At 75.6% G+C, this 24,554-nt stretch carries 14 protein-coding genes; 6 read left to right on the top strand and 8 right to left on the bottom strand.

Annotated elements, in window-relative coordinates:
- Position 1: 1 nt before the first annotated feature.
- Genes HDA31_RS25275 through HDA31_RS33205 form a run of 4 tightly spaced genes read right to left on the bottom strand, consistent with a single transcriptional unit; the run spans position 2 to position 11,299 of the window.
- Positions 2-994, bottom strand: a complete 993-nt coding sequence (locus HDA31_RS25275; RefSeq protein ID WP_246384376.1) for an SDR family oxidoreductase — start codon at positions 992-994, stop codon at positions 2-4.
- Complete coding sequence (locus HDA31_RS25280; protein WP_178063302.1) at positions 991-2,577, bottom strand: phthiocerol/phthiodiolone dimycocerosyl transferase family protein; 1,587 nt, start codon at positions 2,575-2,577, stop codon at positions 991-993. The genes HDA31_RS25275 and HDA31_RS25280 overlap by 4 nt, the downstream gene beginning before the upstream one ends.
- Entirely contained in the window at positions 2,574-3,815 is a 1,242-nt protein-coding gene (locus tag HDA31_RS25285) for an FAD-dependent monooxygenase (protein ID WP_178063301.1), read from the bottom strand. Before HDA31_RS25285 ends, HDA31_RS25280 begins: the two co-directional genes overlap by 4 nt.
- Positions 3,812-11,299, bottom strand: coding sequence for a non-ribosomal peptide synthetase (locus tag HDA31_RS33205; protein ID WP_221486688.1), 7,488 nt, complete (start codon positions 11,297-11,299; stop codon positions 3,812-3,814). The genes HDA31_RS25285 and HDA31_RS33205 overlap by 4 nt, the downstream gene beginning before the upstream one ends.
- A 327-nt stretch (positions 11,300-11,626) precedes the next feature.
- On the opposite strand from HDA31_RS33205, the gene HDA31_RS25295 reads away from it, so the two are divergent.
- The gene (locus HDA31_RS25295; protein WP_178063299.1) at positions 11,627-12,934 is read left to right on the top strand and encodes a cytochrome P450; all 1,308 of its coding nucleotides are present in this window, start codon (positions 11,627-11,629) and stop codon (positions 12,932-12,934) included.
- An 11-nt stretch (positions 12,935-12,945) separates the two neighbouring features.
- Positions 12,946-14,289, top strand: a complete 1,344-nt coding sequence (locus tag HDA31_RS25300) for a glycosyltransferase (RefSeq protein WP_178063298.1) — start codon at positions 12,946-12,948, stop codon at positions 14,287-14,289.
- Here HDA31_RS25300 and HDA31_RS25305 read toward each other — a convergent pair.
- Entirely contained in the window at positions 14,266-17,247 is a 2,982-nt protein-coding gene (locus tag HDA31_RS25305; RefSeq protein WP_178063297.1) for an AfsR/SARP family transcriptional regulator, read from the bottom strand. The genes HDA31_RS25300 and HDA31_RS25305 overlap by 24 nt on opposite strands.
- A 186-nt stretch (positions 17,248-17,433) precedes the next feature.
- Here HDA31_RS25305 and HDA31_RS25310 point away from each other — a divergent pair, with 186 nt between their 5' ends.
- The 3 genes from HDA31_RS25310 (at position 17,434) to HDA31_RS25320 (ending at position 19,835) form a co-directional block, all read left to right on the top strand.
- Complete coding sequence (locus HDA31_RS25310) at positions 17,434-18,288, top strand: hypothetical protein (RefSeq protein ID WP_178063296.1); 855 nt, start codon at positions 17,434-17,436, stop codon at positions 18,286-18,288.
- Between the two features lie 150 nt (positions 18,289-18,438).
- Positions 18,439-19,197 carry a class I SAM-dependent methyltransferase gene (locus HDA31_RS25315; RefSeq protein WP_178063295.1) on the top strand — a complete coding sequence of 253 codons (759 nt, stop codon included), beginning with the start codon at positions 18,439-18,441 and terminating at the stop codon, positions 19,195-19,197.
- Positions 19,198-19,202: 5 nt separating this feature from the next.
- Positions 19,203-19,835 (top strand): hypothetical protein, encoded by a 633-nt coding sequence (locus tag HDA31_RS25320; RefSeq protein ID WP_178063294.1) that lies wholly within the window; start codon positions 19,203-19,205, stop codon positions 19,833-19,835.
- On the opposite strand, the gene tnpA is transcribed toward HDA31_RS25320, so the two are convergent.
- A complete protein-coding gene (gene tnpA / locus HDA31_RS25325) occupies positions 19,832-20,248 on the bottom strand; it encodes an IS200/IS605 family transposase (protein ID WP_178063293.1) in 417 nt (138 codons plus the stop codon). The two genes, HDA31_RS25320 and tnpA, sit on opposite strands and share 4 nt — an antisense overlap.
- Before the next feature lie 19 nt (positions 20,249-20,267).
- Here tnpA and HDA31_RS25330 point away from each other — a divergent pair, with 19 nt between their 5' ends.
- Positions 20,268-21,509 (top strand): RNA-guided endonuclease InsQ/TnpB family protein, encoded by a 1,242-nt coding sequence (locus tag HDA31_RS25330; protein ID WP_219824999.1) that lies wholly within the window; start codon positions 20,268-20,270, stop codon positions 21,507-21,509.
- A gap of 5 nt (positions 21,510-21,514) precedes the next feature.
- Here the strand turns inward: HDA31_RS25330 and HDA31_RS25335 are convergent.
- Positions 21,515-22,314 (bottom strand): IS5 family transposase gene (locus HDA31_RS25335; RefSeq protein WP_219825078.1). Its coding sequence is split into 2 segments (ribosomal slippage): positions 21,515-21,978 and positions 21,978-22,314, totalling 801 coding nucleotides; the frame shifts between segments, so codons are not numbered across the junction.
- A gap of 256 nt (positions 22,315-22,570) precedes the next feature.
- Positions 22,571-24,526 (bottom strand): AfsR/SARP family transcriptional regulator, encoded by a 1,956-nt coding sequence (locus HDA31_RS25340; protein ID WP_246384375.1) that lies wholly within the window; start codon positions 24,524-24,526, stop codon positions 22,571-22,573.
- Positions 24,527-24,554: the final 28 nt, after the last annotated feature.

Genomic DNA, 24,554 nt, shown 5'->3' on the forward strand with positions numbered 1-24,554 from the left:
GTCAGTCCTCACTGCTGGTCGGGGCGAGGGACGCGGGGCGCGGTTCCCCGGCTGCGGGGCCCTGGTCACCGGGCGCGGGGCGCGGCTCCCCGGTCAGGGGCCGCCGGTCGGGGCGGGCCCGCACGAGCGGGGCGAAGTTGCGGTCGAGCAGGGTGTCGGGCAGCAGGCGGGCCGCCAGGCTGCCCAGCCGCACGTCGCCGCCGACCGGGTACCGGGTCCTCGGCCGCGCGGCGGTCAGCGCCCGGGCGACCGCCCGCGCGAAGTCCGCCGGGGTGGTCCCGCTGCGCCGGGCCTGCGCGGCCAGCCGGGCGAGGAAGCGGCCGAACGGCTCCGCGTACAGGTCGCCGGCCCGCCCCGCCGCCTGGGCCATCGTCTCCGTGCCGGCATGGGCGACCTTGTCCCAGATCGGCGTCTGGATCGCCCCCGGCTGGACCACCGACACCGCGATCCCGAACGGCCGCAGCTCACGCCGCAGGCTGTCGCTGACCGCCTCCTTGGCGAACTGGGCCGCCGCGTACGCGCCGAGGTAGGGCAGGGCGACCCGGCCCAGGCCGGAGGTGACGTTCACGATCCGGCCCCGGCCGGTACGCAACAGCGGCAGGAAGCCCTGGATCACGGCGACCTGGCCGACCACGTTGGTGTCGAGTTGCCGCCGCAGTTGCTCCGGCGGCAGGCACTCCAGCGGGCCGGGCAGGCTGATCCCCGCGTTGTTGACCAGCCCCCAGAGGCCGCCGGCCCCGACCTGCCGGGCCACCTCGTCGACGGCGCCCCGGATCTGGTCGGCCCGGGTGACGTCGAGGCGGAGCGGGGTGAGCCGCCCGGCCGTGGTGGCGGCGGCCAGGTCGTCGGCGGCGGCCCGGTCACGCACCCCGGCGAAGACCCGGAAGCCGGCCCGTTCCAGGTGGAGCGCGGCCTCGCGGCCGAGCCCCGACGAGGCCCCCGTGACCACCACCGCCCGGCCCCGTGCGTCGATGCGCCGTCCGGCCCCGATCATGTTCCCGCCCTTCCGTCGGTCCCGGCCGGCACCGCCGCGACATCGGCCCTCGCCGGCTGGACGTGCCCGCCGTCCGTCGGCTCCCCATCGATCTCGGCCAGCACGGCGTCGACGCAGGCGGCGACGAGGCGGGCCGCCCTGGCGTCCGGGACCGCCTCCGCCACGTGGACGAAGTTCCAGGCCAGCTCGCCGTGGCTGGTGTTCGCCGTGGCGACGAAGTAGCCGCAGACCGAGAGCCCCGCGACGAACTGCGCCCCGGCGAGCCGCCAGGCCCCGATCCGGTCCGGGAAGTCGTACCGGCCGAGGTTGGACAGGCAGAGGTTCACCGGCCCGGTCCGCTCGGTCAGCTCCACGAACCGGCCGCTGGCCGCGACCGACGGCGGGCAGGAGAGGCGGACGAGGTCGACCATGGCGAAGTGGCTGCCCCGCTGGCGACGGCCCGCGAGGTCCCCGCTGATCGACCGGGCCACCTCCCACAGCGACGCGCCCGGCCGACAGGACACGAACGAGGGGACGGTCGCGACGTACGCGCCGACGGCCCGTTCGGGCACGGGGGGCGTCAGCGCGGCCCGGAAGTCCACCGGGGAGCCGATCGCCACGTGCCCCGGGGCGGGCGGGGGTGTCTCGGCGGCCACCGCGAGGACCATGGCGGCGGCGAGCGCGCCGTGCACCGTGGTCTGTTCCCGGCGGCACGCTTCGGCCAGCGCGGCGACCTGCTCGGCGGTGAGCGTCCGGTGCAGCAGCCGGCTCCGGCGCTCGGTGAACGGCACGAACCGGCTCGGGGTCACCCGGGCCGGCCGGTGCCGGCGCACCGCGTACAGGTCCCGCAGCAGTTGCCCGCCGAGCCGCAGCGCGCCGGTGACGCCCCGGAACCGGCGGGGGAACATCCGCTCGGCCGGTGGCAGCGCCGGCTCCCGCTGCGGGGCGACACCGCCGGGGGTGCGGCCCTCCGTGCCGGCCGGGTCCCGGGCGGCCAGGCGGTCGGCGTGCTCGATCCACTGGCGCAGCAGCGACAGCGCGGTCGTGCCGTCGGCCACGCAGTGCGGCAGGGTCAGGATCAGGTCGTGTGTGTCCCCGGCGGCGGGCCCGGGGCCGGCGGGCGCGGGCTGCCCGCGCCGCGCCGTCGGCGCGGCCGCGCCGGCGGTCAGCACGACCGCCCGGCAGAGCGGGCCGGTCCGCCAGTCGACCCGGTCGGCCAGTTCCCGCTCGTCGACCTCGCGCAGCCAGCCGGCGTCGGGGTCGCCGGGCCCGGCCGAATCAGCCGGCCCGGCGGGATCAACGGGGTTGGCGGCATCGGGCACGGCAGGGCTGGCGGGATCGGCGGGGGCGACCCGGCGCAGGGGGATCGGCCGGTCCGTCGGCACGAACCGGGGTCGCCGGCCGTCCGGCCGGGTCGCGATGGCCACCCGCAGCAGCGGGTGGCGGGCCTGGAGCTCGTCCAGCGCCGCCCGCAGCAGCTCCGTCGGCAGGTGCCCGCGCACCCGGACCCGGGCGATGACGTTGAGCGGGGAGACCTGGTCGGCGATCCAGTACCAGCGCTCCAGCGGGCTGAGCTCCCGGTGGGCCTCGCACGCGGCGCTCACCGCCCGGCCGCCGGCAGGACGTCGGGGAAGGTCAGGTCCGCCAGGTTGCGGCGGTCGACCAGGCGCGTGGGCAGCCACCGCAGGTACGCGCGGCGGGCCAGGTCCCCGGCGGGGCTGGCGAGCTGCTCGATCCGGCTCAGCGAGTGCGCCTGGCGGATCATCCGCCGGGTCCGGTCGCGGCGGGCCGCCTCGTAGCGGCGCAACGCGCCCGGCAGGTCGGTGGCCCCGGCCAGGCACCGCGCCAGCACCACCGCGTCCTCGACCGCCATCGCCGCGCCCTGGCCGAGGCTCGGCAGCATCGGGTGCGCCGCGTCGCCGAGCAGGGTCACCGCGCCGTCACCCCAGCGGCGCAGGGCGGGGCGGTCCCGGGCGGGGACGCTGATGACCGCCGCGTCGGCGGTGGCGGCCACGGTGGCGACCACCTCGTCGGCCCAGCCCGCGTACGCGCGGAGGATCTCGTCCCGGCCGCCACGCCAGTCGCGGGCCGCCTCCGGCGGCATGTTGCGGGTGCCCCACCAGTAGACGTGGTCGCCGCCGAGGTGCACCAGCCCGAACCGCTGGCCCCGCCCCCAGTAGTGGGCGGCGTAGCCGTCGCGGACCAGGTGGTGCCGGTACGCGACGGTCGCCAGCCAGCACACGTACCCGGGTTCCCGGGGCCGCTCGGGGCCAACGAGCTGCCGGCGTACCGCCGATCCGAAGCCGTCCGCGCCGATCAGCAGGTCGCCGTCGGCGCTGGTGCCGTCGGCGAACTCGACCCGGATGCCGCCGCGGTGGCGGTGGAACCGGCGGGCGGCGGACCCGAGCCGGATCGGCGGGTCCCCGGCCTCGGTGAGCAGGGCCTGGTGCAGTTCGGCGCGGTGGATGGCGACGTTCTGCGCGCCGACCCGGTCGCCGAGGTGCGCGAACCGGACCGTCCTGATCGGCCGCCCGGTCGCGGTGCGGAAGTGCAGCTCCGGGTAGACCTGGCCGCGCCGCTCGACGTCGAGGTCGATGCCGAGGCAGCGCAGCGCGACGCGGGCGTTGGCGGTCAGGGAGAGCGCCGAGCCGGCCGCCCGGAGTTCCGGGGCCTGCTCGTGGATCTCCACGTCGACCCCGACGCGGCGCAACGCGCTCGCCGCCGCGAGGCCGCCGATGCCGGCCCCGATGACGATCGCCTTCGGCCGGCGGCGGCCCGAACCGGCGGCCTGCACCGGACCCTCGCCGCGGGCGGGGCCGCCGGAGCCGGCGGGGGCGATCATCGCGCGTCCCCGACCGGCCGGCGGGCCGGGGCGTCCCCCGCCAGCAGCCCGGTGATCCGCCGCCCCACCTCGGCCACGTACGGCTCGTCCATCAGCACCAGGTGGTCGCCGGGCACGTCGATCACGTCGACCCGGCCGGTGGTCAGCTCGCCCCAGCCGTTGCGCGGGTCGAGGTGCAGGGTGCCGGCGAGATCGTGCATCGGCTTCAGCACGGCGGGCAGCGGGTCGGCGGCCCGCAGCAGGGTGATGTCCTGGTCGACGACCTCGGGCCGGTAGGAGATGATCGCCTCCCAGTTGGCCCGGAAGACCGCGAAGAGGCGGCGCACCGAGCCGCGCGTGCTGCCTGGGCGCAGCACCCCGCTCTCGCCGGCCCGGCTCGCGATGAAGTCGAGCTTCGCCTCGGGTGTGGTCAGCTCGGCCGGCACACCGCGCGCCGGTGGCCCGTCGTGGCCGAGCCGCATCAGCTCCCAGAAGAACCAGTCGAGCAGCACGTCGTCGGCGACCGGCACCGGGTCGCCGGGCCGGCGGGCGATCGGGTCGAGCAGGATCAGCCGGTCGACCCGGGCCCCGCTGTCGCGCAGCTGCCGCGCCATCTCGAAGGCGACCACCCCGCCGAACGACCAGCCACCGATGACGTACGGGCCGTCGGGCTGGATCCGGCGGATCGCGTCGAGGTAGGCGGCGGCCAGCTCCGGCACGGTGCGCAGCGGCTCGGTGCCGGCGTCCACCCCGGCGGCCTGCAACGCGTACAGGGGCTGGTCGGCGCCGAGGTGGCGGGCCAGCGGGACGTAGCAGAGCACGTTGCCGCCGAGCGGATGCACCAGGAACAGCGGCCGCTGGTCGCCCCGGGCGCGGATCGGCACCAGCGGGTCGAACGTGAGGTCCGCGCCGCCGGAGCGGAGCAGCGCGGCCACGCCCGCCACGGTCGGCGTGGCGACGAACGCCGAGACGGGCACGGCCACCCCGAACCGCTTCTCCAGCATCACCACCAGCCGCATCGCGGTCAGCGAGGTGCCGCCCAGCTCGAACAGGTTGTCGTGCGCGCCGACGGCCGGCAGGTGCAGCAGGTCGGCGGCGATGTCGGCGACGACGCGCTCGTACCGGTCGCGGGGGGCGACGCGGGGCGCCTCGGCCAGGTCCAGCGGCAGTTCGCGCAGGGCGCGGTCGTTGCGCTTGCCGCTGGGGGTCAGCGGCATCGCCGGCAGCCACTGCCAGCGCGCCGGCACCAGGTGCTCGGGGAGGGTGGCGCGCAGCCGGCCGCGTACGTCGGCCAGGTCGACCGCGTCCGGGTCGCCGACGAGGAACGCGGCGAGGTAGGAGTCGACGCCCTCCCGGCGGCGGGCCACGACGGCGGCCTCCCGGATGCCCGGGTAGTCCGCCGCCAGCTCCATGACCGCCATCTCCACCTCCAGGGGCTCCACCCGGAAACCACGGATCTTGGTCTGGGTGTCGGTGCGGGCCACCCAGATCAGGTCCCCGTTGGGCAGGAAGCGGGCCAGGTCGCCGGTGCGGTAGAGCCGGCTGCCCGGCGGGCCGAACGGGTTGGGCACGCAGCGCTCGGCGGTGAGGCCCGGCCGGCCGTGGTAGCCCCGGGTGACCTGGATCCCGCCGTAGTACAGCTCGCCGGTCACCCCGGTCGGCACGGGCCGCATCCGCTCGTCGAGCAGGTGCATCTCGACCCCGTCGATGGCGGGCCCGATCGGCGGCAGGTTCGGCCACCGCGCCGGGTCGCCGGTCATCGGGTACGCGGTGACCAGGTGCGTCTCGGTCGGCCCGTACTGGTTCTCCAGGACCGCGCCGGCCGGCAGGGCGGCCAGGAAGCGCCGGATCTCGGCGGTCACCCGCAGCTGCTCGCCGGAGGAGATCACCACCCGCAGCGCGCGGGGGTGGATGCCGAGCAGCTCCGCGGCCTCGGCGAGCTGCTGCAACGCGACGTACGGCAGGAAGATCCGGGCGACGGCCTCGCGGTCGAGCAGCCGCAGCAGGGCCGGCACGTCCCGCCGAAGATCCTCGTCGATGATCCGCAGGGTGCCGCCCGCGCTGATCGTGGTGAGGATCTCCTGGAACGACACGTCGAAGCTGAGCGGGGCGTACTGCAACGTGGTGCCGCCGACCGCCGCGCTGGCCGCCCGGATCTGCCACGCCTGGTAGTTGTCGAGCGCGCCGTGGGTCATCGCCACGCCCTTGGGCACGCCGGTCGACCCGGAGGTGAACAGGACGTAGAGCAGGTCGTCGGCGGTGACCTGGGGCAGCGCCACGGCCTCGTCGGTGACTGCGGGCCCCGCGACGATGCCACCGGTCGCCGGGTCCGCGACGACGCCACCCGTCGCCGGGTCCGCGACGAGGTCGGCCACGTCGAGGACGGTGGCCGGGTCGCCGACCAGGCCCCGGTGCCGCCGGTGCGTCACGATCCGCGCCGGCCGGGCCTGCTCGACCATCGCGGCGATGCGCTCCGCCGGGTACGTCACGTCGAGCGGGACGCAGGCGGCCCCGGCCCGCGCGATGCCGTAGATCGCGGCGATCATCTCCGGCGACCGGTCCAGGGCGATCCCGACGAGATGCCCCGGCCGGACCCCGGCGCGCAGCAGCCCGACGGCGATCCGGTCGACCATCTCGTCGAGCCGCGCGTAGGTCCACCGCTGCGGCGGGCCGCCGGGGGCGGCGGGACCGTCGGAGGCGGCAGTGCTCGGAGGCCCGGCGCTGTTCGCCGCATCGGCGGGCGGGGCGTCGAAGGTGACCGCGACGGCGTCCGGGGTGTTCCTGGCGTGCGCGGCGAGCCGGCGTCCCACGTCGCCGGGGGTTTCCAGGGGCGGGCCGGCGGGCTGCGGCGCGGCGGCGAGGAAGCCGAAGTCCGGCTCGCCCTGCGGGTCGGCCACGATCCGGGCGAGGATGCGCAGGTAGGCGTCGATCAGCAGGTCGGTCTGCGCCGGGGTGAGGGTCCGCCCGTCGGCGTCGACGCGCAGCGACACGCGCCGGTCGGCGGGGCTGACGAACACGTTCACCAGCAGGGTGAAGTTGGTCTCCTCCCAGGTGTCGAAGCCGAGCAGCTCGACCTCGGTCAGCTCCAGCAGCGGGGTCAGCACGTGCATGTGGACGTAGTTGAAGGCCGTCTCGAAGACGGGCTCGCCGCCCCGGTCGCCGACGATGGCGTGCAGCGGGTAGCGCCGGTGCGGGTGACACTCCCGCTCCTGCCCATGGACCTGCCGGACCAGCTCCAGCCAGGTACGCGCGCCGGGGGTGACCCGCAGCGGCACGGTGTTGAGGAACAGCCCCGCGACGAGTTCCGCCCCGGGCCGGTCCGGCCGCCCGTGGGTGACCAGGCCGGTGGTGACGTCCGCCGCGCCGGAGTACAGCCGCAGCAGCAGGCAGTGCGCCGCGAGCAGGACCGACTTGACCGGCAGCCCGTGCGCGGCGGCGAAGCCGCGGACCCGGTCCTGGAGGTCGTCGGGCAGTGGGACGTGCCGGATGATCGTCCCCTCGTCGCCGGGCGGCTCGTACTGGCGGCAGCCCTCGATCTGGGTGAGCTCCGCGCCGTCGAGCCGGGCCCGCCAGAAGTCGCGGGTGGCGGCGGAGTCGACCGCGCGGCGTTCCTCGACGACGTACGCCGCCGGGGAGGGCAGCGCGGCCGCCCGGGGCGGGTCGATGTCGACGCCGACCAGGCGCAGGTAGGTCCGCAGCAGGTCGCCGACGACGGTGGCCACGCTCCAGCCGTCGAGGAGCACGTGGTGGAAGCTGAACACCAGGTCGACGGCACCGGACGGCAGCAGGTGCACCCGCATCAGGTGCAGCGGGGCGCGGTCGAACGCGTACCGGTGGCGACGCCGCTGCCGCATGTGCGCCAGCACCTCGTCGTCGGCCGCGGCGGCGTCGAGGTCGCGCAGGTCGGCGACGTCGAGGCCGCCGGTCACCCGGGCGTGCACGACCTGGAGCGGCTCGGAGCAGCCGCCCAGGTCGAACGAGGAGCGCAGGACCGGGTGGCGGTCGAGGAGGCGGGCGTGGGCGGCGCGGAACGCGACCTCGTCCCACGGCAGCCGCAGCGAGTAGCGGAACACGTCGTGGTAGGCGGTGGCGTCCTCGCGTTCGCTGCCGTGGAACAGCAGGCCGAGCTGGAGCCGGGTCGCCGGGAAGGCGTCCTGCGCGTCGCCCAGCGCGGCCCGGTCCAGGTGCGACACCAGCCCGAACGGCTCCGGCGGCGCGTCCTGCCCACCGGCGGGCGACGCAGCGGCGCGGGCGTGGGCGGCCAGCGCCGCCACGGTGGGCCGGGCCACCAGGTCGGCGACGGTGACGTGCAGGCCGTGCCGGGCCGCCTCGGCGCCGACCCGCAGGGCGAGGATCGAGTCGCCGCCGACGGCGAACCAGTCCTGGTGGATGCCGACGGACGGCACCCCGAGCACCCGCGCCCAGATCGCGGCGAGGGTGCGCTCCACCTCGTCGCGGGGGCCCGGCCCGGTCCCGGCGTCGGCGCGGGCGGCACCGGCGGGCGGGCCGCCGTCGACGGGCCCGACGGCGGGATCGGTGGCGGACCCGGCGGCCGGGTCGGGCAGGGCGGCCTGGTCGAGCTTGCCGTGGGCGGTGAGCGGGATCCGGTCGAGGCGGTGGAAGAGGGCGGGGACCAGGTAGTCGGGCAGCCCGTGCAGGAGCTGGGCGCGCAGCCACGCCGGGTCGAGGTCGGCGTCGGCCCGGTAGTAGCCGACGAGGTGGGTGCCCCGGGCCGGGTCGGTGCGGGCCACGACGACCGCCTCCCGCACGCCGGGCACGGCGGCCAGGGCGTGCTGGACCTCGCCGGGCTCGACCCGGTTGCCCCGGATCTTCACCTGGTCGTCGAGGCGGCCCAGGTATTCGACGGTGCCGTCGGCGAGCCAGCGGGCGAGGTCGCCGGTGCGGTACAGCCGGCCGCCGGTCACCGGGTCGACGCCGAACCGCTGGGCGGTCAGCTCGGGCCGGTCCAGGTAGCCCCGGGCGACGCCGATCCCGGCGATGCAGAGCTCGCCGGGCGCGCCGACCGGCTGCGGCTCGTCGCCGGGGCCGAGCACGTAGAGCTGGATGTTGTCGATCGGGCGGCCGATCGGCACGCGGGCGGTCCGCCCGGCCGGGTCGGGCCGGCACTCGAAGTGGGAGACGTCGACCGTCGCCTCGGTCGGCCCGTACAGGTTGACCAGCCTGGGGGCGGGCGGCCCGGCGGGCAGCAGCCGGTGGAACCGGTCGACGTGCCGGGGCGGCAGCTCCTCGCCGCTGGCGAAGACCAGCCGCAGTCCGGCGGCGTCCGCGCGGGCCGCGGGGTCGTCGGCGAGCAGGTCGAGGAAGGGCCCCAACATCGACGGTACGAAGTGGACGACGCTCACGCCCTGCCGGGCGACCGTCCGCAGCAGCACGGCCGGGTCCCGCCGCACCTCCGGCTCGGGCAGCACCAGCCGGGCCCCGGCGAGCGCCCACCAGAACAGCTCCCACACGGAGACGTCGAACGACACGGGCGTCTTCTGCACCAGCACGTCGTCGCCGGTCAGCGGGTAGCGCCGCTGCATCCAGGCGAGCCGGTTGACCACCGAGCGGTGCTCGATCAGCACCCCCTTGGGGCGGCCGGTGGAGCCCGACGTGTAACAGACGTACGCGAGGTCGGCGCCGTCGGCGACCGGCTCCAGGGGCGCCGTCGGCCGGTCGGTCATCGCCTTGAGGTGGCAGACGGCGACCCCGGGGCCGACCGGCGGCGGTGGCGTGTCGCCGGTGACCACGAGCACCCGGGCCCCGCTGTCGGTGAGCAGGTGCCGCAGGCGCGCCGGGGGATGGTCGGGCTCGACCGCGACGTACGCCCCGCCCGCCTTCAGCGTGCCCAGGATCGCGGTGAGCAGCCCCGGTCCCCGGTCGGCGAGGACGGCGACCCGGTCGCCCCGGCCGATCCCGGCGTCGCGCAGGGCGCGGGCCACCTGGTTGGCGCGGGCGTCGAGGTCGGCGTAGCTGACCGTCTCGTCGGTGCCGTCGACGACCAGCGCGGTCCGGTCCGGGGTGCGGGCGGCCTGCCGGGCGAACAGGCCGTGCACCGTCAGGTCGTCGGGCAGGTCGGCCCGGGTGTCGTTGAGCCCCCGGGTGAGCCGGTCCCGCTCGACCGGGGGCAGCATCGGGGTCCGCGCGAGCGGCCGGTCGGGCTCGTCGAGGGCGTTGCGGAGCAGCGTGACGACGTGCCGGCCCAGCGCCTCGATCGGGAAGTCCGCGTCGAACACGTCCGGGGCGTAGTCGAGGTCCACCGTCAGCGGGCCGTCGTCGAAGTCGTTGACGAGGACGGCGAGGGCGTGCCCGTCGTGCAGCCGGCTGCGCGCCATCGTCTGCTGCTCGACGCCGGGGATCGGCTCCGGGCGCGGCCAGCGCATCCAGGACAGGGTCACGTCGTAGAGCTGCCGGCCGCCGTCGGGCAGGGCCACGCCGCGCAGCAGGTCGCCCCGGGACACCCCCTGGTGGGCCCAGAGCGCGCGCAGGGTCGTCTGCACCTCGGCGGCCAGGTCCGCCAGCGGCCGCGCGCCGTCGACCCGGACCGGCAGGGGCAGCTCGTTGGCGAAGTGGCCGACCGTGCGGCGTTCGACGTGGGTCCGGCGGTTGAGCACGGGTACGCCGAGCACGACCCGGTCGGTGCGGTGGATCCGGGCGAGGTAGGTGGCGAGGATCGAGGCGACGACGGTGAACGGGGACTCGCCCCGGGCGGTGATCCGGTCGACCAGGGCCCGGTCGATGGGGAAGCTGTGCCGACCGCCGGCGGCGGGCCGGACGCCGGCCGGGCCGCCGGCACCGGCCGGGTGGCTGTCGCCGGTCGCGGCGCTGTCGATCGGGCTGTCGCCGGTCGCGGCGCCGTCGACCGGGCCGTCGCCGGCCGGGCCACCGGTCGCGCGGCGCGGGAACAGGGCCGGCGCGACGCCCGCCAGCGCGGCGCGGTAGTGCTCGCGGTCCGCTTCCCCGGGTGCCGGCCGCGGGCGCTCGGCCCGGGCGCGGGCCACCGCCAGGTACGACGACGACGGCGGTTCCCCGGCGCCCGCCCCGTTGCTCAGGAGGCGGGCGTAGTCCTCGCTGGCCTGCCGCAGCAGCAGCCGCCCGCCCCAGCCGTCGGTCACGAGGTGATGGGCGTTGAGGTACGCGTAGCTGACCGATTCGCTCTCGACGAGCAGGGCCGATTCGTACATTCGGCTCCGGCGCAGCGGAAACGGGCGGTCGAACGACCGGGCCATCCAGGAATGGCAGGCCGCGCGGGGGTCGGCGTCTTCCGAGAAGTCGATGGTGGCAATTACCGGTGGCTCGTCCTCGACCCACTGATATGGCTCACCGTTCTCTTCCTCGAAACGCAGCCGCAACGCGTCGTTCCGCAGGACGGCCCGTTTCATGCAGGTACGCATGAGGTCGAGGTCGAGGGGCCCGGTGAACCGCAGGTATCCCCCGACGTTGAACTGGGGCAGCTCCGGACATAGTCGACCAGCTACCCAGATGTCGGCCTGAACTGTGGTCAACGGTGCCCGGTCGACATTCCTCACTGCTCACCCCTTACGACTGCACCGCACGACCGACGCACCGTCACATGACAATATTGATCGACTTTCGTCGCTGCCATGGCGCTGGACAGTACCGGAGGAGCGACGTTTACGTCAGCGAGTTCGGCACCTTCACATCGAATTCTCATGCAAAGAAAGACGTCGTTGCGCCGACGTCTCCGGCTAGGGTATAAGTGTTTTTCGAGATCACCTCGGCAAATCCCCCGCGCCGATAGGAATTGACGCGCCCGTGGCCACGATGGGAATTGCGCGGGCGTCCGACATGGCCGATGGCGGGAGGTTCGGGTGGAGCTGACCAGACCGGGGACCCTGCTGCGCTGGGTCGACCGGCACGGCCTGGCCCGGCTCGGCATCAGCGCCGCCGCCCGCCGGGGCGACGCGCAGGCCCGCCTCTTCTTCGACCCGGCGATCCGCGCCGACCCGTACCCGTTCTACCGGGAGGTCCGCGAGGCCGGCGCGCTGGTCCGGGGCCGGCTCATGTGGAGCACCACCCGGCACGACGCGGTCGTCGCGGTGCTGCGCGGCGAGGCGTTCAGCAGCGACCCCGGCTCGCTGCCGGCGCCCGGCCCGCTCGCGGTGCTGCGCCGCCTCGGCCGCCGGGGCCGGCCCATCGGGCCGGCGGACCCGCCCTCGATGCTGGTCGTCGACCCGCCGGCACACACCCGCTACCGCCGCCTGGTCGCCAAGGTCTTCACCCCTCGGGCCATCGAGGGGTTGCGGCCCCGGATCGAGCGGCACGCCGCGGCCCTGCTCGACGGCCTGGCCCCGGACGCGGCCGGCGCCGTGGAGGTCGTCGGGCGCTACGCGAGCCTGCTGCCGCTCACCGTGATCGCGGAGATCCTCGGCGTGCCGCAACACCTGCGGCAGCGGTTCCTGGCCTGGGGCGAGGCCGCCACCCCGACACTCGACCTCGGGCTGACGCTGCGGGAATACCGTGCCGCCGAGGCCGCCATCGGGCAGCTCAACGGTTGGCTGCGCGGGCACTTCGCCCGGCTGCGCGCCGACCCCGGCGACGACCTGCTCAGCCGCCTCGTGCACCTCGACAGCGACGGCGAGCGGCTCACCGAGGACGAGCTGCTGGCCATCGCCGGCCTGCTGCTGGTGGCCGGGTTCGAGACCACGGTCAACCTGCTCGGCACGGGCATCCACCTGCTCATCCGCCATCCCGACCAGCTCGCGGAGCTGCGCGGGCGGCCCGACGGGTGGGCCAACGCGGTGGAGGAGATCCTGCGCTACGACTCGCCCGCCCAGACCACCGCCCGCTACTGCCTCGCCGACACGGAGGTGGCCGGCGTGCGGGTGCGTGCCGGGGAGGTCGTCGTGCCGATGATGGGTGGCGCGAACCGGGACCCGGCCGTCTTCGCCGACCCGGACCGCTTCGACGTCACCCGCGCCAACGCCCGCGACCACCTCTCGTTCTCCAGCGGGGTGCACTACTGCCTCGGCGCGGCGCTCGCCCGGATGGAGGGCCAGCTCGGGCTGCGCGCGTTCTTCGAGCGTTACCCCGACGCGGCGCTGGCCGGGACGCCGCGCCGCCGCGCGACCCGGGTGCTGCGCGGATACGACCAGCTGCCGGTACGGCTCCGGCCGTAGGAGGGACACCCATGCGCTCCGTCCTCTTCGCCAGCCCCGCGCACCCGGGGCAGCTCAACCCCCTGCTCGCCATCGCCGGGGAGCTGTCCCGGCGCGGCGAGCCGGGCCTGTGGTTCGCCGCCGAGGAGGAGGCGCGGGACCGGGTGGCGGCCCACGCCACCGGCAGCCCGCTGCGCTTCCGTTCCACCGGCGACACCGTGCTCCGCGTCGACGACGAGCTCTATGCGGCGATGACCCGGGGGCCGATGACCACCGCGGGCCTGGTCGCCCTCGCCCGGCAGATCCGGATCCCCGAGGTGGCCGACCGGGTCCGGGCGCGGACCCTCGAACAGATCGACGAGATCCGGCCCTCGCTGATGGTGATCGACATGCTGAACCTGGGCGCGCTCGACGCGGCGCTGGCCCGGGGCGTGCCATACGTGCTGAGCCTGGCGTTCCCGCCCAGCAACGTCTACCTGAGCCGGCTGCCGTGGGACTACCCGACGCCCACCTCGGGGTTGCCCCGCCGGCTGGGCCCCCGGCAGCGCTGGACCAACCTGACCTTCCGCGCCCGCCTGCGGCTGTCGCTGCTGCGCGCGCTCGCCGGACAGGCCCGGCACCGCCGCGCCCAGCGGATCGACAACGCGTTCGGCGACCCCGAGAAATACAGCGCCGCCGCGACGGCCGTCTTCGGCTACACGGTGTTCGGGCTGGAATACCCCTTCCCCGCGCCGGAACACCTGCACCTGTTCGGCCCGATGGTGCCGCTCCGCGACCCCGCCCCGGGCGAGAGCCCGTCAGGCGGTCCGGGGCAGGGCGGGGAGCTGACCGGCTGGCTCGACCGGCAGACCTCGGTCGTCTACGCCTGCCTCGGCACCCTGGCCCGGCTCACCGGCCCGCAGGTGCGCGCCTTCGCCGAGGCGCTGGCCGCGATCGGGCCCGAGCACCAGGTGCTGTGGAAGCTGCCCGCCGCGCAGCGGCACCTGCTGCCCGGCCCGCTGCCGCCGCACGTACGGATCGAGGAGTGGATCCCGTCCCAGCTCGACGTGCTGGCCCACCCGAACGTCCGGGCGTTCGTCTGCCACGGCGGGGCCAACGGCTTCCACGAGGGCGTCCACTTCGGACAGCCGATGCTGATGACCCCGTTCTGGCTGGACTGCTACGACGTCGCGGCCCGCGCGGTCGACGTCGGGGTCGGGCTGGCGCTCGACCGCCCACCGCACGTCGACGCAAGCGAGGTCGCCGGGAAGCTGCGCCGGCTGCTCACCGAGGAGAGCTTCCGGGAACGCAGCCGGCACTGGGGCGAGCAGTGCCGCCGGGCCGGCGGGGTGGGCCGGGCCGCCGACCTGGTGCTAAAGCTCGCCGCCAGTCACTGACGCCGCCGCCGCGCCCGCCGGGGCACCCGCCGCCGCCGCGGCGACCGGGCCGGCGGCCGGGGAGCCGGTCGCCGGGTCGGCGAGCTTCGCCCGGGGCCGGTCGGCGTCCGGGTGGCGCAGCTCGTCGAAGATCGCCAACGCCTCCCGCCACGCCCGGCGGGCGGCGGCGAGGTCACCGGCAGCCCGCAGGCTGTCGCCCAGGTTGTCCAGCACCTCCGCCTCGTCGTACCGGTCGCCGAGTTCCCGGTGCAGCGCCAGCGCCCGCCGGTAGCAGTCCGCGGCCCGGTCGTGGTCGCCGAGGCCGTGCTGCACGTAGCCGAGGCTGTCCCAGGTCAGCGCCGCGCCGTGCCGGTCGCCGTTCTCCTCGTGCAGGCGCAGGGCCGCCTGGCAGCAGCGCAGCGCCGGCTCCGGTTCGCCGAGCCGGGCGTGCATCCAGCCCAGGTTGTTGAGCGCCTTGGCCTGCCCGACCCGGTAGCCGGCGGCCCGGTACAGGTCGAGGGCCAGCCGGGTCTCGTCCAGCGCGGCCCGCAGCCGGCCCTGCCGCGCCAGCACCCAGCTCACCCCGAGGTGCGTGTGCGCCCGGCCGGTGTCGTCGCCCAGCTCCCGGTAGAGCTCCAGGTCGCGGCGGTAGTGCCGGTGCGCCGCCTCGTGGTCGCCCGACCAGGTGCAGGCGATGGCCAGCCCCCGGTGCGCCAGGGCCTGCCCGGCCAGGTCCCCCCGGCGCAGCGCCGCCGCCAGGGCGGTTCGCTGCGCGGCGGCCAGCTCGGGCCAGTGCCCGCTGCGGTCGAGGTACGTGGTGAGGGCCGCCGCCAGCGTCCACGCGTGCCGGTCCAGGCCGGTGGCCGCCGTCTGCTCCACGCAGGCCAGCAGGACGTGGTGCTCGGCGGCGAACCAACCGGTCGCCCAGGCGTGGTCCGGCCGGTCGCCCACCGTCACCCCCGGCTCCGGCGGCGGCAGCGCGGCGGGTCGGGCCAGCCGGTACGGGTCGAGCAGGTGGTCCGCCGCGTGCGAGGCGTGCAGGTAGTGGTCGAACAGGCGACGCCGGGCGGCCTCCCGTTCCGCCTCGGGGTCGAGCCCGTGGCACAGCTCCGACGCGTACGCGCGGAGCAGGTCGTGCATCGCGTACCGGCCGGGGGTGCGCTCGGTGAGCAGGTTCACCCGGGCCAGCCCGGCCAGCAGCGGGCCGACCCGGGCCGGCGGCAGGCCGGTCAGGCTGGCCACCGCCGGCCGTGCCGCGTCGGGACCCGGGTGCAGCCCGAGCAGCCGGAACAGCCGGGCCGAGTCGGCGTCCAACGCCCGGTACGACCAGGAGAAGACCGCCCGCACGTCGGTCGCGGGGTCGCCGGTGGCCAGCGCGGTGAGCCGGTCCGGGTCGGTGTCCCGCAGCTCGGCGGCGAGCGCCGCCAGCGGCGCGTCGGGCTGCCCGACGGCCCGCGCCGCCACGATGGCCAGGGCCAGCGGCAGGCCCGCGCACCGGCGGACGATCTCGTCCCGCGCCGCCGGCTCGCGGTCGGCGCGGGCCCGGCCGAGCCGGCGGCCCAGCAGTTCCCGCGCCTCGGCCGGCGGGAGCAGGTCCAGCGCGACCGGGTGGGCCCCGTCGCTGACCACCAGGCCGGTGAGCCGGTTGCGGCTGGTCACCACGACCAGGCTGCCCGGCGAGCCCGGCAGCAGGGGGCGCACCTGGCCGTCGTCGCGGGCGTTGTCGAGCAGCACCAGGACACGCCGGTCGGCGAGCAGCGTCCGGAACAGCGCGGCCTGCCCGGGCAGGTCGGTGGGCACCCGCTGGGGCGGCACGTGCAGCGCCTCCAGGAAGCCGCGCAGCGCCTCGCCCGGCGGGACGGCCCGGCCGTCGAGGTCGAACCCGCGCAGGTTGACGTAGAGCTGCCCGTCCGGGAAGCGGTGCGCGACCCGGTGCGCCCAGTGCACCGCCAGGGTGGTCTTGCCGACCCCGGCGGTGCCGGCGATCGCGGAGATCACCACCGCCCGGCCCGCCCCGCCGTCCCGGCCGGCGTCCGCCGCGTCGGCGGGCAGCAGGGCGTCCAGTTGCCGCAGCGCCGCCGCCCGCCCGGTGAACCAGGCGGGCTGGCCGGGCAGTTGCGTCGGGGTCGGCCCGGCGGGCGGGGGCTCCGGGGGCGCGGGCCGGGCGGGCGGCAGCTCCGGGGGCGGTTCCGGGGACGCCGGCCCGGGCGGCGGCGGTTCCGGGGGCGCGGACCCGTCCGGCCACTGCCCCCGCAGCACCCGCAGGTGGGCCCGGCTCAGCTCCGGGCCGGGCTCCACGCCCAGCTCGTCGACGAGGCGACGGCGGGTCTCGACGTAGAGCCGCAGCGCGGCGGCCCGCTGGCCGCAGCCGGCCAGGGCGAGCAGGTAGCCGGTCACCAGGGGCTCCCGCAGCGGATGCGCGGTCACCAGGGGGCGCAGGGTCCGCGCGATCGCGGCGAACCGGCCGAGGCCGAGCTCCACGGCGGCCAGCCGCTCGCAGGCGAGCAGCCGCTGTTCGTCCAGGTCGGTGGCGGCGGCGTCGACGAAGGCCCCGGCCGCCCCGGCCAGCGCCGGCCCGCGCCACAGCGCCAGGCCCGCGCGCAGCAGCCGCGCCGCCTCCCCCGGCCGGCCCGCCGCCTCCTCGGCCCGGGCCCGCTCGACCGCCGCCGTGAACTCGGTCAGGTCCAGCTCCGTCCCGCGCACGGTGAGCCGGTAGCCCCCGCCCTGGGTGACCAGGAGGTCGCCCGCGCCCGCGTCCCGCAGGGCCGACCGGATCCGGGACACGCAGACCTGCACCTGGTTACGGGCGCTGGTCGGCGGCTCGTCGGCCCAGAGCGCTGCCACGAGCTGCCCGGCGGGCACCAGCCGGTCGGCGTTGAGGAGCAGCAGCGCGAGCACCGCGCGTTGCTGTGGACGGTCGATGGCGAGGACCCGGCCCCCGGCGGTCGCCTGGACAGGGCCAAGGAGGGACCACCGCATGGCTTTCCTCGTCGGTCGTGATCGGACGACCACAGTCTATGGACGGCGGGGCCGGCGCGGCCGGCGACAAGCGGTCGGAAAGCGGACGACAAGCGGGTTCGCCCAGGCTCTCCCCATCCGCCGCCACCACGGTCCGGCGGGAGGCCGGCCGGCACGACGCCGGCCACGGTGGACAGGGAGAGCGACATGCGAGTAACCAGGGGACAGGGTGCGCTGACGGTCATCGCGTCGACGGCGGCCGTGATCGCCGCCGTGGGCTGGGCGGCACCGGCCTCGGCGACGCCTGCCGGGCTGGAGACGGTCACCCAGTCTGCGGCCGAGAGCAGCGCGGACAAGTCGGCGCTCGCGTCGTGCCCGGTCGGCAAGGTGGTCACCGGCGGCGGCGGCTTCCTGCCCGCCGGCTCGTCGGCCGCCGGCCGGGTCGGGCTGGACCGGCTGGAGCCACTGGCCAACGGCACCGGCTTCATCGCGACGATGCGGGAGGCCGGCCCGGTCAACTTCGCCGGCGACTGGGGGCTCCAGGCCCTCGCCCAGTGCGCCACCGCGCCGGCCGGCTACCAGGTCGTGGCCGCGACCGGGGCGGCCGGCACGGAGTACGTCACGGCGAGCTGCGGGACGAAGAAGGTCATCGGGATGGGCGGGCGGGTCAACAGCGGCCTGGGCGACGTCGTGCTCGACCAGGTGGTGCCGTCGTTCGACCTGACGTCGGTGACCGTCCGGGCGGTCGCGGTGCAGGGCACCTCGCCGGCCGGCTGGAGCGCCACCGCGATCGCGGTCTGCGCCACCGCGCCCGCCGGGCTGGAGCGGATCGTGGTGACGGGGACGGGCGCGAGCGAACCGTCCGACAGCACCCTCAAGTCGTGCCCGGCCGGCAAGGGGCTCTACAGCGCGGGGGCGGACATCAACGCCGGCAACGGTCAGGTGCTGCTCAGCGCGGTCAACATCACCGGGGGCACTACCGTGCGGGTGGGGGCGCACGAGGACGCCGACGGCTTCGCCGGCTCGTGGAGCCTCAACGGGTACGGCATCTGCGGCAGCTGACCCGCGAGCGGGCCGGGGTCACCGAGCGAGGTGGCCCCGGCCCCGGCGGTTCCGGCCCGCGACGCGCATGGCCTTCTCGCGCGCTGCCCAGTATCGTGCCGATGTATCGATGCGATACATCGGACACCGGCTGGCTGACGGGGGCTGCGGATGAGGCGGGTCGACTACGACCGGGAGCAGCACCGGCACTACGCGCGCGGCCGGGCGCTCACCGCGCAGCAGTCGCGGGCCTGGCTGAGCGCCTTCGCCGCCGCGCTGCCGCAGCGGCGTCCACTGGCGGGGCTGGACGTCGGTTCGGGGACCGGCCGGTTCACTCCCCTGCTGGCAAGCGCGTTCGGCCCGGTCACCGGCGTCGAACCCTCGGTACGCATGCGCGAGGTGGCCCAGGCGCAGCCCCCGCGCCCCGACGTGCGCTACCTGGCGGGCGCCGCCGAGGACCTGCCCGTGCCGGACGGCAGCGCCGACTACGCGCTCATGTTCTGCGTCTGGCACCACGTCCAGGACAAGCCCCGCGCGGTACGGGAGCTGGCCCGGGCGCTCAGGCCGGGCGGGCGGCTGCTGTTGCGCGGCAACTTCAGCGACCACCACCCCGAGCCGTGGTGGCTCGGCCACTTCCCGCGCGGCCTCGCCGCGGACCTCGCGCAGTTCCAGCCGCTGCACGAGGTCGTCGCGACGTTCACGGCGGCCGGCTGGCGGGTCACCGGCTTCGGCACGGTCACCCAACCCTCCGACGGCACCCGGGCCGACGTGCTCGACCGGCTGCGCCTACGCGCGCTCTCCTTCTTCTCCCAGCTCGACCCCGACGAGGTCGAAGCCGGCCTGCGCAGCATCGAGGAGGCCGTGGCCGCCGACCCCGACGCGCCGTCGCCCCCGCTCGCCGAACCGCTGCTCACGCTCGAACGGCGCTGACCGGCGTGACGGCGTCCACCGACCCGCTGGCCGGGCTCGACCGGGTCCCGTGGGGGTCGCTGCACCACGCGTACGGCCCGGCCGACGACGTGCCGGGCCAGGTGCGGGCCCTCCGGTCGACGCACGCGCCGACCCGGCGTCGCGCGCTGTCCGAGCTGGCCGGCGCCGTCTGCCACCAGGGCACGCGGTGGGAGGCGAGCCGCCACGTGGTGCCGTTCCTGGCGGCGCTCGCCGACGACCCCGCCACCGGCGACCGGGCGGCGGTGGTCGGCCTGCTCCGCGCGGTGGCGCTCGGCGGCCGGCGCGACGACGCGCTGCCGTTCGACCCGCGCCGGGCCTTCGCCGCCGCCGACGGCGTCACCGCCGACCAGGCGGCGCTGGTGGCCCGCCATCTGGCGGCCGGCGACCTGTGCGAGCACGACGGGGTCGCGGGCCTGGCCGACGACGCGGCGGTCCGCTGGGCGGCCGACGCCTTCCAGGCCGGGGCCCGGCACACCGACCGGTACGTCCGGTGGCTCGCCGAGCCGGACCCGCAGCTCGCCGGGTACGCGGCCGAGCTGCTCGCCTGGTTCGGCCCCGACGAGGCGGCCCTGGCCGGGCTCGTCGCAAGCGGTTCATCGTCACCGACACCCTGTTAGACCGGGCGGTTTTGCTGCTCGATGTACTGCTTCACGACGCTCAGCGGCGCCCCGCCCACTGAGCCTGCGAAGTACGAGCCCGACCACAGCTTGTTCGCCCGGTAGTAGTGCTGTACGAGGTCGGGGAATTCCTGCCGTAGGCGGCGCGATGAGACGCCCTTGAGGCTGTTGACCAGCCGGGCCACGGCGACCTTGGGCGGGTAGTTCACTAGCAGGTGCACATGGTTGTCCTCGCCGTTGAACTCGACCAGTTCGGCCTCGAAGTCGGCGCAGACGTCCCGCATGATCTGTTCCATCCGGGACAGGTGCCGGTCGCCGAACACCTTGTGCCGAAACTTGGTCACGAAGACCAAGTGGACGTGCATGGCGAAAGCGCAATGCCTGCCAGTGCGAATGCCTTCGAGATTAGCCATAGACCAACATGATAGACTCGTGGTCGTGCAGCTGCGTTACCGCTTCCGCGTCTACCCGACGCCTGGCCAGCAGATCGCGCTGGCGAAGGCGTTCGGATGCGCGCGGGTGGTGTTCAACGACGGGCTGCGCCTTCGCCAGTGCGCGCGGGAGGCGGGCGAGAAGTACGTCTCCGACGGGGAGTTGTCGCGCCGTGTGATCACCGAGGCGAAGCTGATGCCGCAGCGGGCCTGGCTGGGCGAGGTGTCGGCGGTGGTGTTGCAACAAGCGTTGGCGGACCTGAACACCGCGTACCGGAACTTCTTCGCCTCGGTCACCGGCAGGCGTAAGGGCCGCATGGTCGCCCCGCCGAGGTTCCGGTCGCGCAAGGACAACCGGCAGGCGATCCGGTTCACAAGGAACGCCAGGTTCAAGGTCCTCGACAACGGCCGTCTGCGGCTGCCGAAGATCGGCGACCTGGACGTGCGCTGGTCCCGGACGCTGCCGTCGGACCCGTCCAGCGTGGCGATCATTCGGGACGCCGCCGGGCGGTACTTCGCCTCGTTCGTCGTGACCAGGGCCGAGGACGAGGCGCTGCCCGAGCTGGACTCGGAGGTCGGTATCGACTTGGGGCTGACGCACTTCGCGGTCCTGTCCGACGGCACGAAGGTGGCCGCGCCGAAGTTCCTGCGCCGCGCGGCGCGCAAGCTCAAGCGGCTGCAACAGGCCCTCTCACGCAAGCAGAAGGGCTCGGCCAACCGCAAGAAGGCCGTCATGAAAGTAGCTCGCGCCCATGCGCGGGTGGCCGACACCCGGCGGGACTGGCAGCACAAGCTGTCCACGGCGATCATCCGCGATAACCAAGCGGTGTACGTCGAGGACCTGTGCGTTGCCGGTCTCGGCCGGACCCGGCTCGCCAAGTCCGTCCACGACGCCGGTTGGGCCGGCTTCACCGGCATGCTGGAGTACAAGGCCGCCCGGTACGGGCGGACGTTCGCCCGGGTGGACCGGTTCTTCCCCTCCACCCGCATGTGCTCGCAGTGTGGCCGGCTCACCGAAAAGATGACGCTGAACGTCCGGTCGTGGGACTGCCCCTGCGGAGCAACCCACGACCGGGACGTCAACGCCGCCGTCAACGTGTTGGCCGCCGGGCAGGCGGACAACTCAAACGACCGTGGAGCGCGGGTAAGACCGGGACCCGTCCCGGCACCGCGCGGCGAAGCGGTAACCCACCCGGACGCCGCGCGGTCCACACGCAGCGTGGAGGGAACCTCCGTCCTTTAGAACTCCTAACTCTGGGTGCGTTGGAGTTGGCGCCAGCAGATGAGGGCGCAGGCGAGGCTGAGGAAGGCTTCGTGGATGTCGTCGCGGATTTCCCAGCGGATGCGCAGGCGGCGGAACCAGTGCAGCCAGGCGATGGTGCGTTCCACGACCCAGCGTTGGGTGCCGAGGCCGGAGCCGTGGGGTGTGCCGCGTCGGGCGATGACCGGGGTGACGCCGCGGGCCCGGACTTGTTGGCGGTGGCTGTCGTAGTCGTAGCCCCGATCGGCGTACAGCCGGTCGGGGTGACGCCGTGGTGGCCCTGGCCGGCCGCCGATCGCGGGGATGGCGTCGAGCAGGGCGGTGGTCTGGGTGGAGTCGTGTCTGTTCCCGCTGGTCAGTGTGATGGCGAGGGGGATGCCGCCGGCGTCGGTGATGACGTGGTGTTTCGAGCCAGGCTTGCGGCGGTCGACCGGGCTCGGACCGGTTTTGGGCCGCCCTTGAGCGCCCGGATGTGGGAGCCGTCGATCACCGCCCTCGACAGGTCCAACTGCCCCGCGCCGCGCAGCCGGGCCAGCAGCAGCTCGTGCAACCGCTGCCACACCCCAGCCTGGTTCCAGTCCCGCAACCGGCGCCAGCAGGTCATCCCGCAGCCGAACCCGAGTTCCTGGGGCAGGTACTCCCAGGGGATCGCGGTGTAGAGCACGAACAGGATCCCGCACAACACCTTCCGGTCATCCAACGGCTTACGCCCCGGGTACCGGCTGCGGCGTGGTGGGCGGGGTGGCAACAGCGGCGCGATCTCGGCCCACAACTCGTCCGAGACGATCCACGGCGGCTGCTCACCCCTCCTCACGTTCAGACGGAACGACCCTCACATCCAGTCGGTTACGCCCAACTCATTAAGTTAGGCCCTCTTAGAACGGAGAGGATGTCAAAGCACCACCACCGCGAGTGCCGACACCGAATACCCCGGATGTCCGGCGAATACCGCACCGGCGCGGACGCCTACATCACCTGGACCTACGGCGGCCCCACCAGCTTCATCCCGCTCACCTTCAGCGAGATCGCCTACCTCTGACGGGTCAGCCGGGTCGCAGCGCGGCGTCCAGCGCCGCCAGCTGATCCGCGACGCGGCCGACCGTCAACGCCCCGCTCGACGCGCCGGCCCACTCGGCCGCCGCCGGGGCGAGCGCCCGCCTGGCCCGTTCCATGGCGGCCCGGTCGGCCGCGGCGGTCGCGGCCCGGGCGAACAGGCACCACAGCGCCTCCGCGAGCAGGTCCGCAGGCGGGTCCGGCACGTCGGCGAGCGCGGTCCGGCCCGGTTCGAGCAGGAGCCGCACCCACGGCCCGTACGGCCCCCACCGGTCGTCCGCGGAGGCGAGCGGCAGGCCACGGCGCAGGCGCAGGCCGAGCAGCGCCAGCGGCAGCAGGCCGTCGCGCATGCCGGGCATGCCCGCCTGGTCCAGCCGGGCCGCCGCGCTGCGGTACAGCGACTCGGCCCGCTCCACCGACGCCTGCTCGGCGACGTCGGCGCGCAGCGCCCGATACCACTGGGTGAACACGCCGACCAGGGGACGCTCGTGCCGGCCGGCCAGGTCGTCGGCGGCCTCCGCGTGCCGGTCGGCCCGGTCGAACGCGGCCGTCGCGCAACTGGACTGCAGCCGGATCAGGTGACCCAGCACCTCCGCGGAGGCCAGGCCGTGCCGGCGCGCCAGGCTCACCAGCTCGGCGCCGATCCGATCGCGGCGCGCCGAGCCGCCGGTGCGATGGCAGCTCTGCATGAACACCCCGTTCAACGCGAACGCGAGCAGCGCGGGGTCGTCCAGCTCGCGGGCGATCGCCTCGGCCTGCCGGGCGTACTCGCGTGGCCGCGGGTCACGGGTGCCGCGCGACTCGATCGCGATGGTGGCCAGCAGCCGGGCCCGGACCGGGTCGGGGCCGTCCGGTGGGAGGACCACGAGGGCCCGTTCCGCGGCGGCGACGATGCCGGCGGCCTGCCCGGGGTCATCGGAGCGAGGCCAGCTGGCCGGCACGTCGTACGCACCGATCACCCGCGCGGTCAACGCCGGGTCGCCGAGCTCCTCGGCGGCGCTGATCGTCGCCGCGCGCTGCTCCCGGGCCGCCTCCAGGCCGCCCGCTCCGGTCACCGCGAGGTTGCGCAGCAGGCCGACCGCCGACTCCAGCCGCACCCGGGCGCCACCGGCGAGCACCCGGTCGTAGGCGGAGACGGCCCGCATCAACGCCTCGCCGGCCGGATCGGGCCGGGCGGGCCCGGCCAGGCCCGGCTCCTGCCGCAGGATGTCCGTCTCCAACGCGCGCAGGGCCGGCCCCGGATCCACGCCCAGGTGGCCGGCGAGCAGCTCCCGGGCCCGGCGCAGGACCGCCAGCGCGTCGCCCTGCCGACCCGACCGGTACAGGGCCAGCGCCAACAACCGCCACCCCAGTTCCCGCCACGGATGCGCGATGACGTGCTCGTCGAGGTCGGGAACGGCCTCGGCGGCCCGCCCCAGGTCGAGCCGGGCCTGGGCCCGCCCCTCGACGGCCTGCAGGCGCAGTTCGGCGAGTCGTGAGCGGTCGGCCCGCGCCCAGGCGGCGTCCGGGAAGTCGGCGTACGCGGGACCACGCCACCAGGCGAGCGCCTCGTCCAACCGGGCCAGTGCGGCGGCCGCATCCATGGCGCCGGCGTTGGTGACAGCCTCCTCGAACCGCCAGGCGTCCACCTGATCGGGCTCGCAGCGCAGCGCGTACCCGACGCCCTGGGTGACCAGCAGGGTCGCCGGCGCCCGTGGCGGGCGGTCCGGCTCGACCGCCCTGCGCAGCGCCGCGACGAAGGTCCGCACGGCGGACACCGCGCCGTCCGGGGGCGCCACCCACAGGTCCTGGACAAGATCACTGACGGGTACGACCCGGCGGCGCGCCACCAGCAGCCGTGCCAGGACCGCGCGGTGCATCGGCCCCTTCAACGCGACGGGACGGCCCTGTGCGTCCTCGGCGATCACCGGGCCGAGAACGCCGAACGTGACAGGCCCACGGTGCACGGAGCCACGCTATCCCGGCGCTCATCCG

The sequence above is a fragment of the Micromonospora carbonacea genome (genome assembly GCF_014205165.1).
In the GTDB taxonomy this organism is placed as follows: domain Bacteria; phylum Actinomycetota; class Actinomycetes; order Mycobacteriales; family Micromonosporaceae; genus Micromonospora; species Micromonospora carbonacea.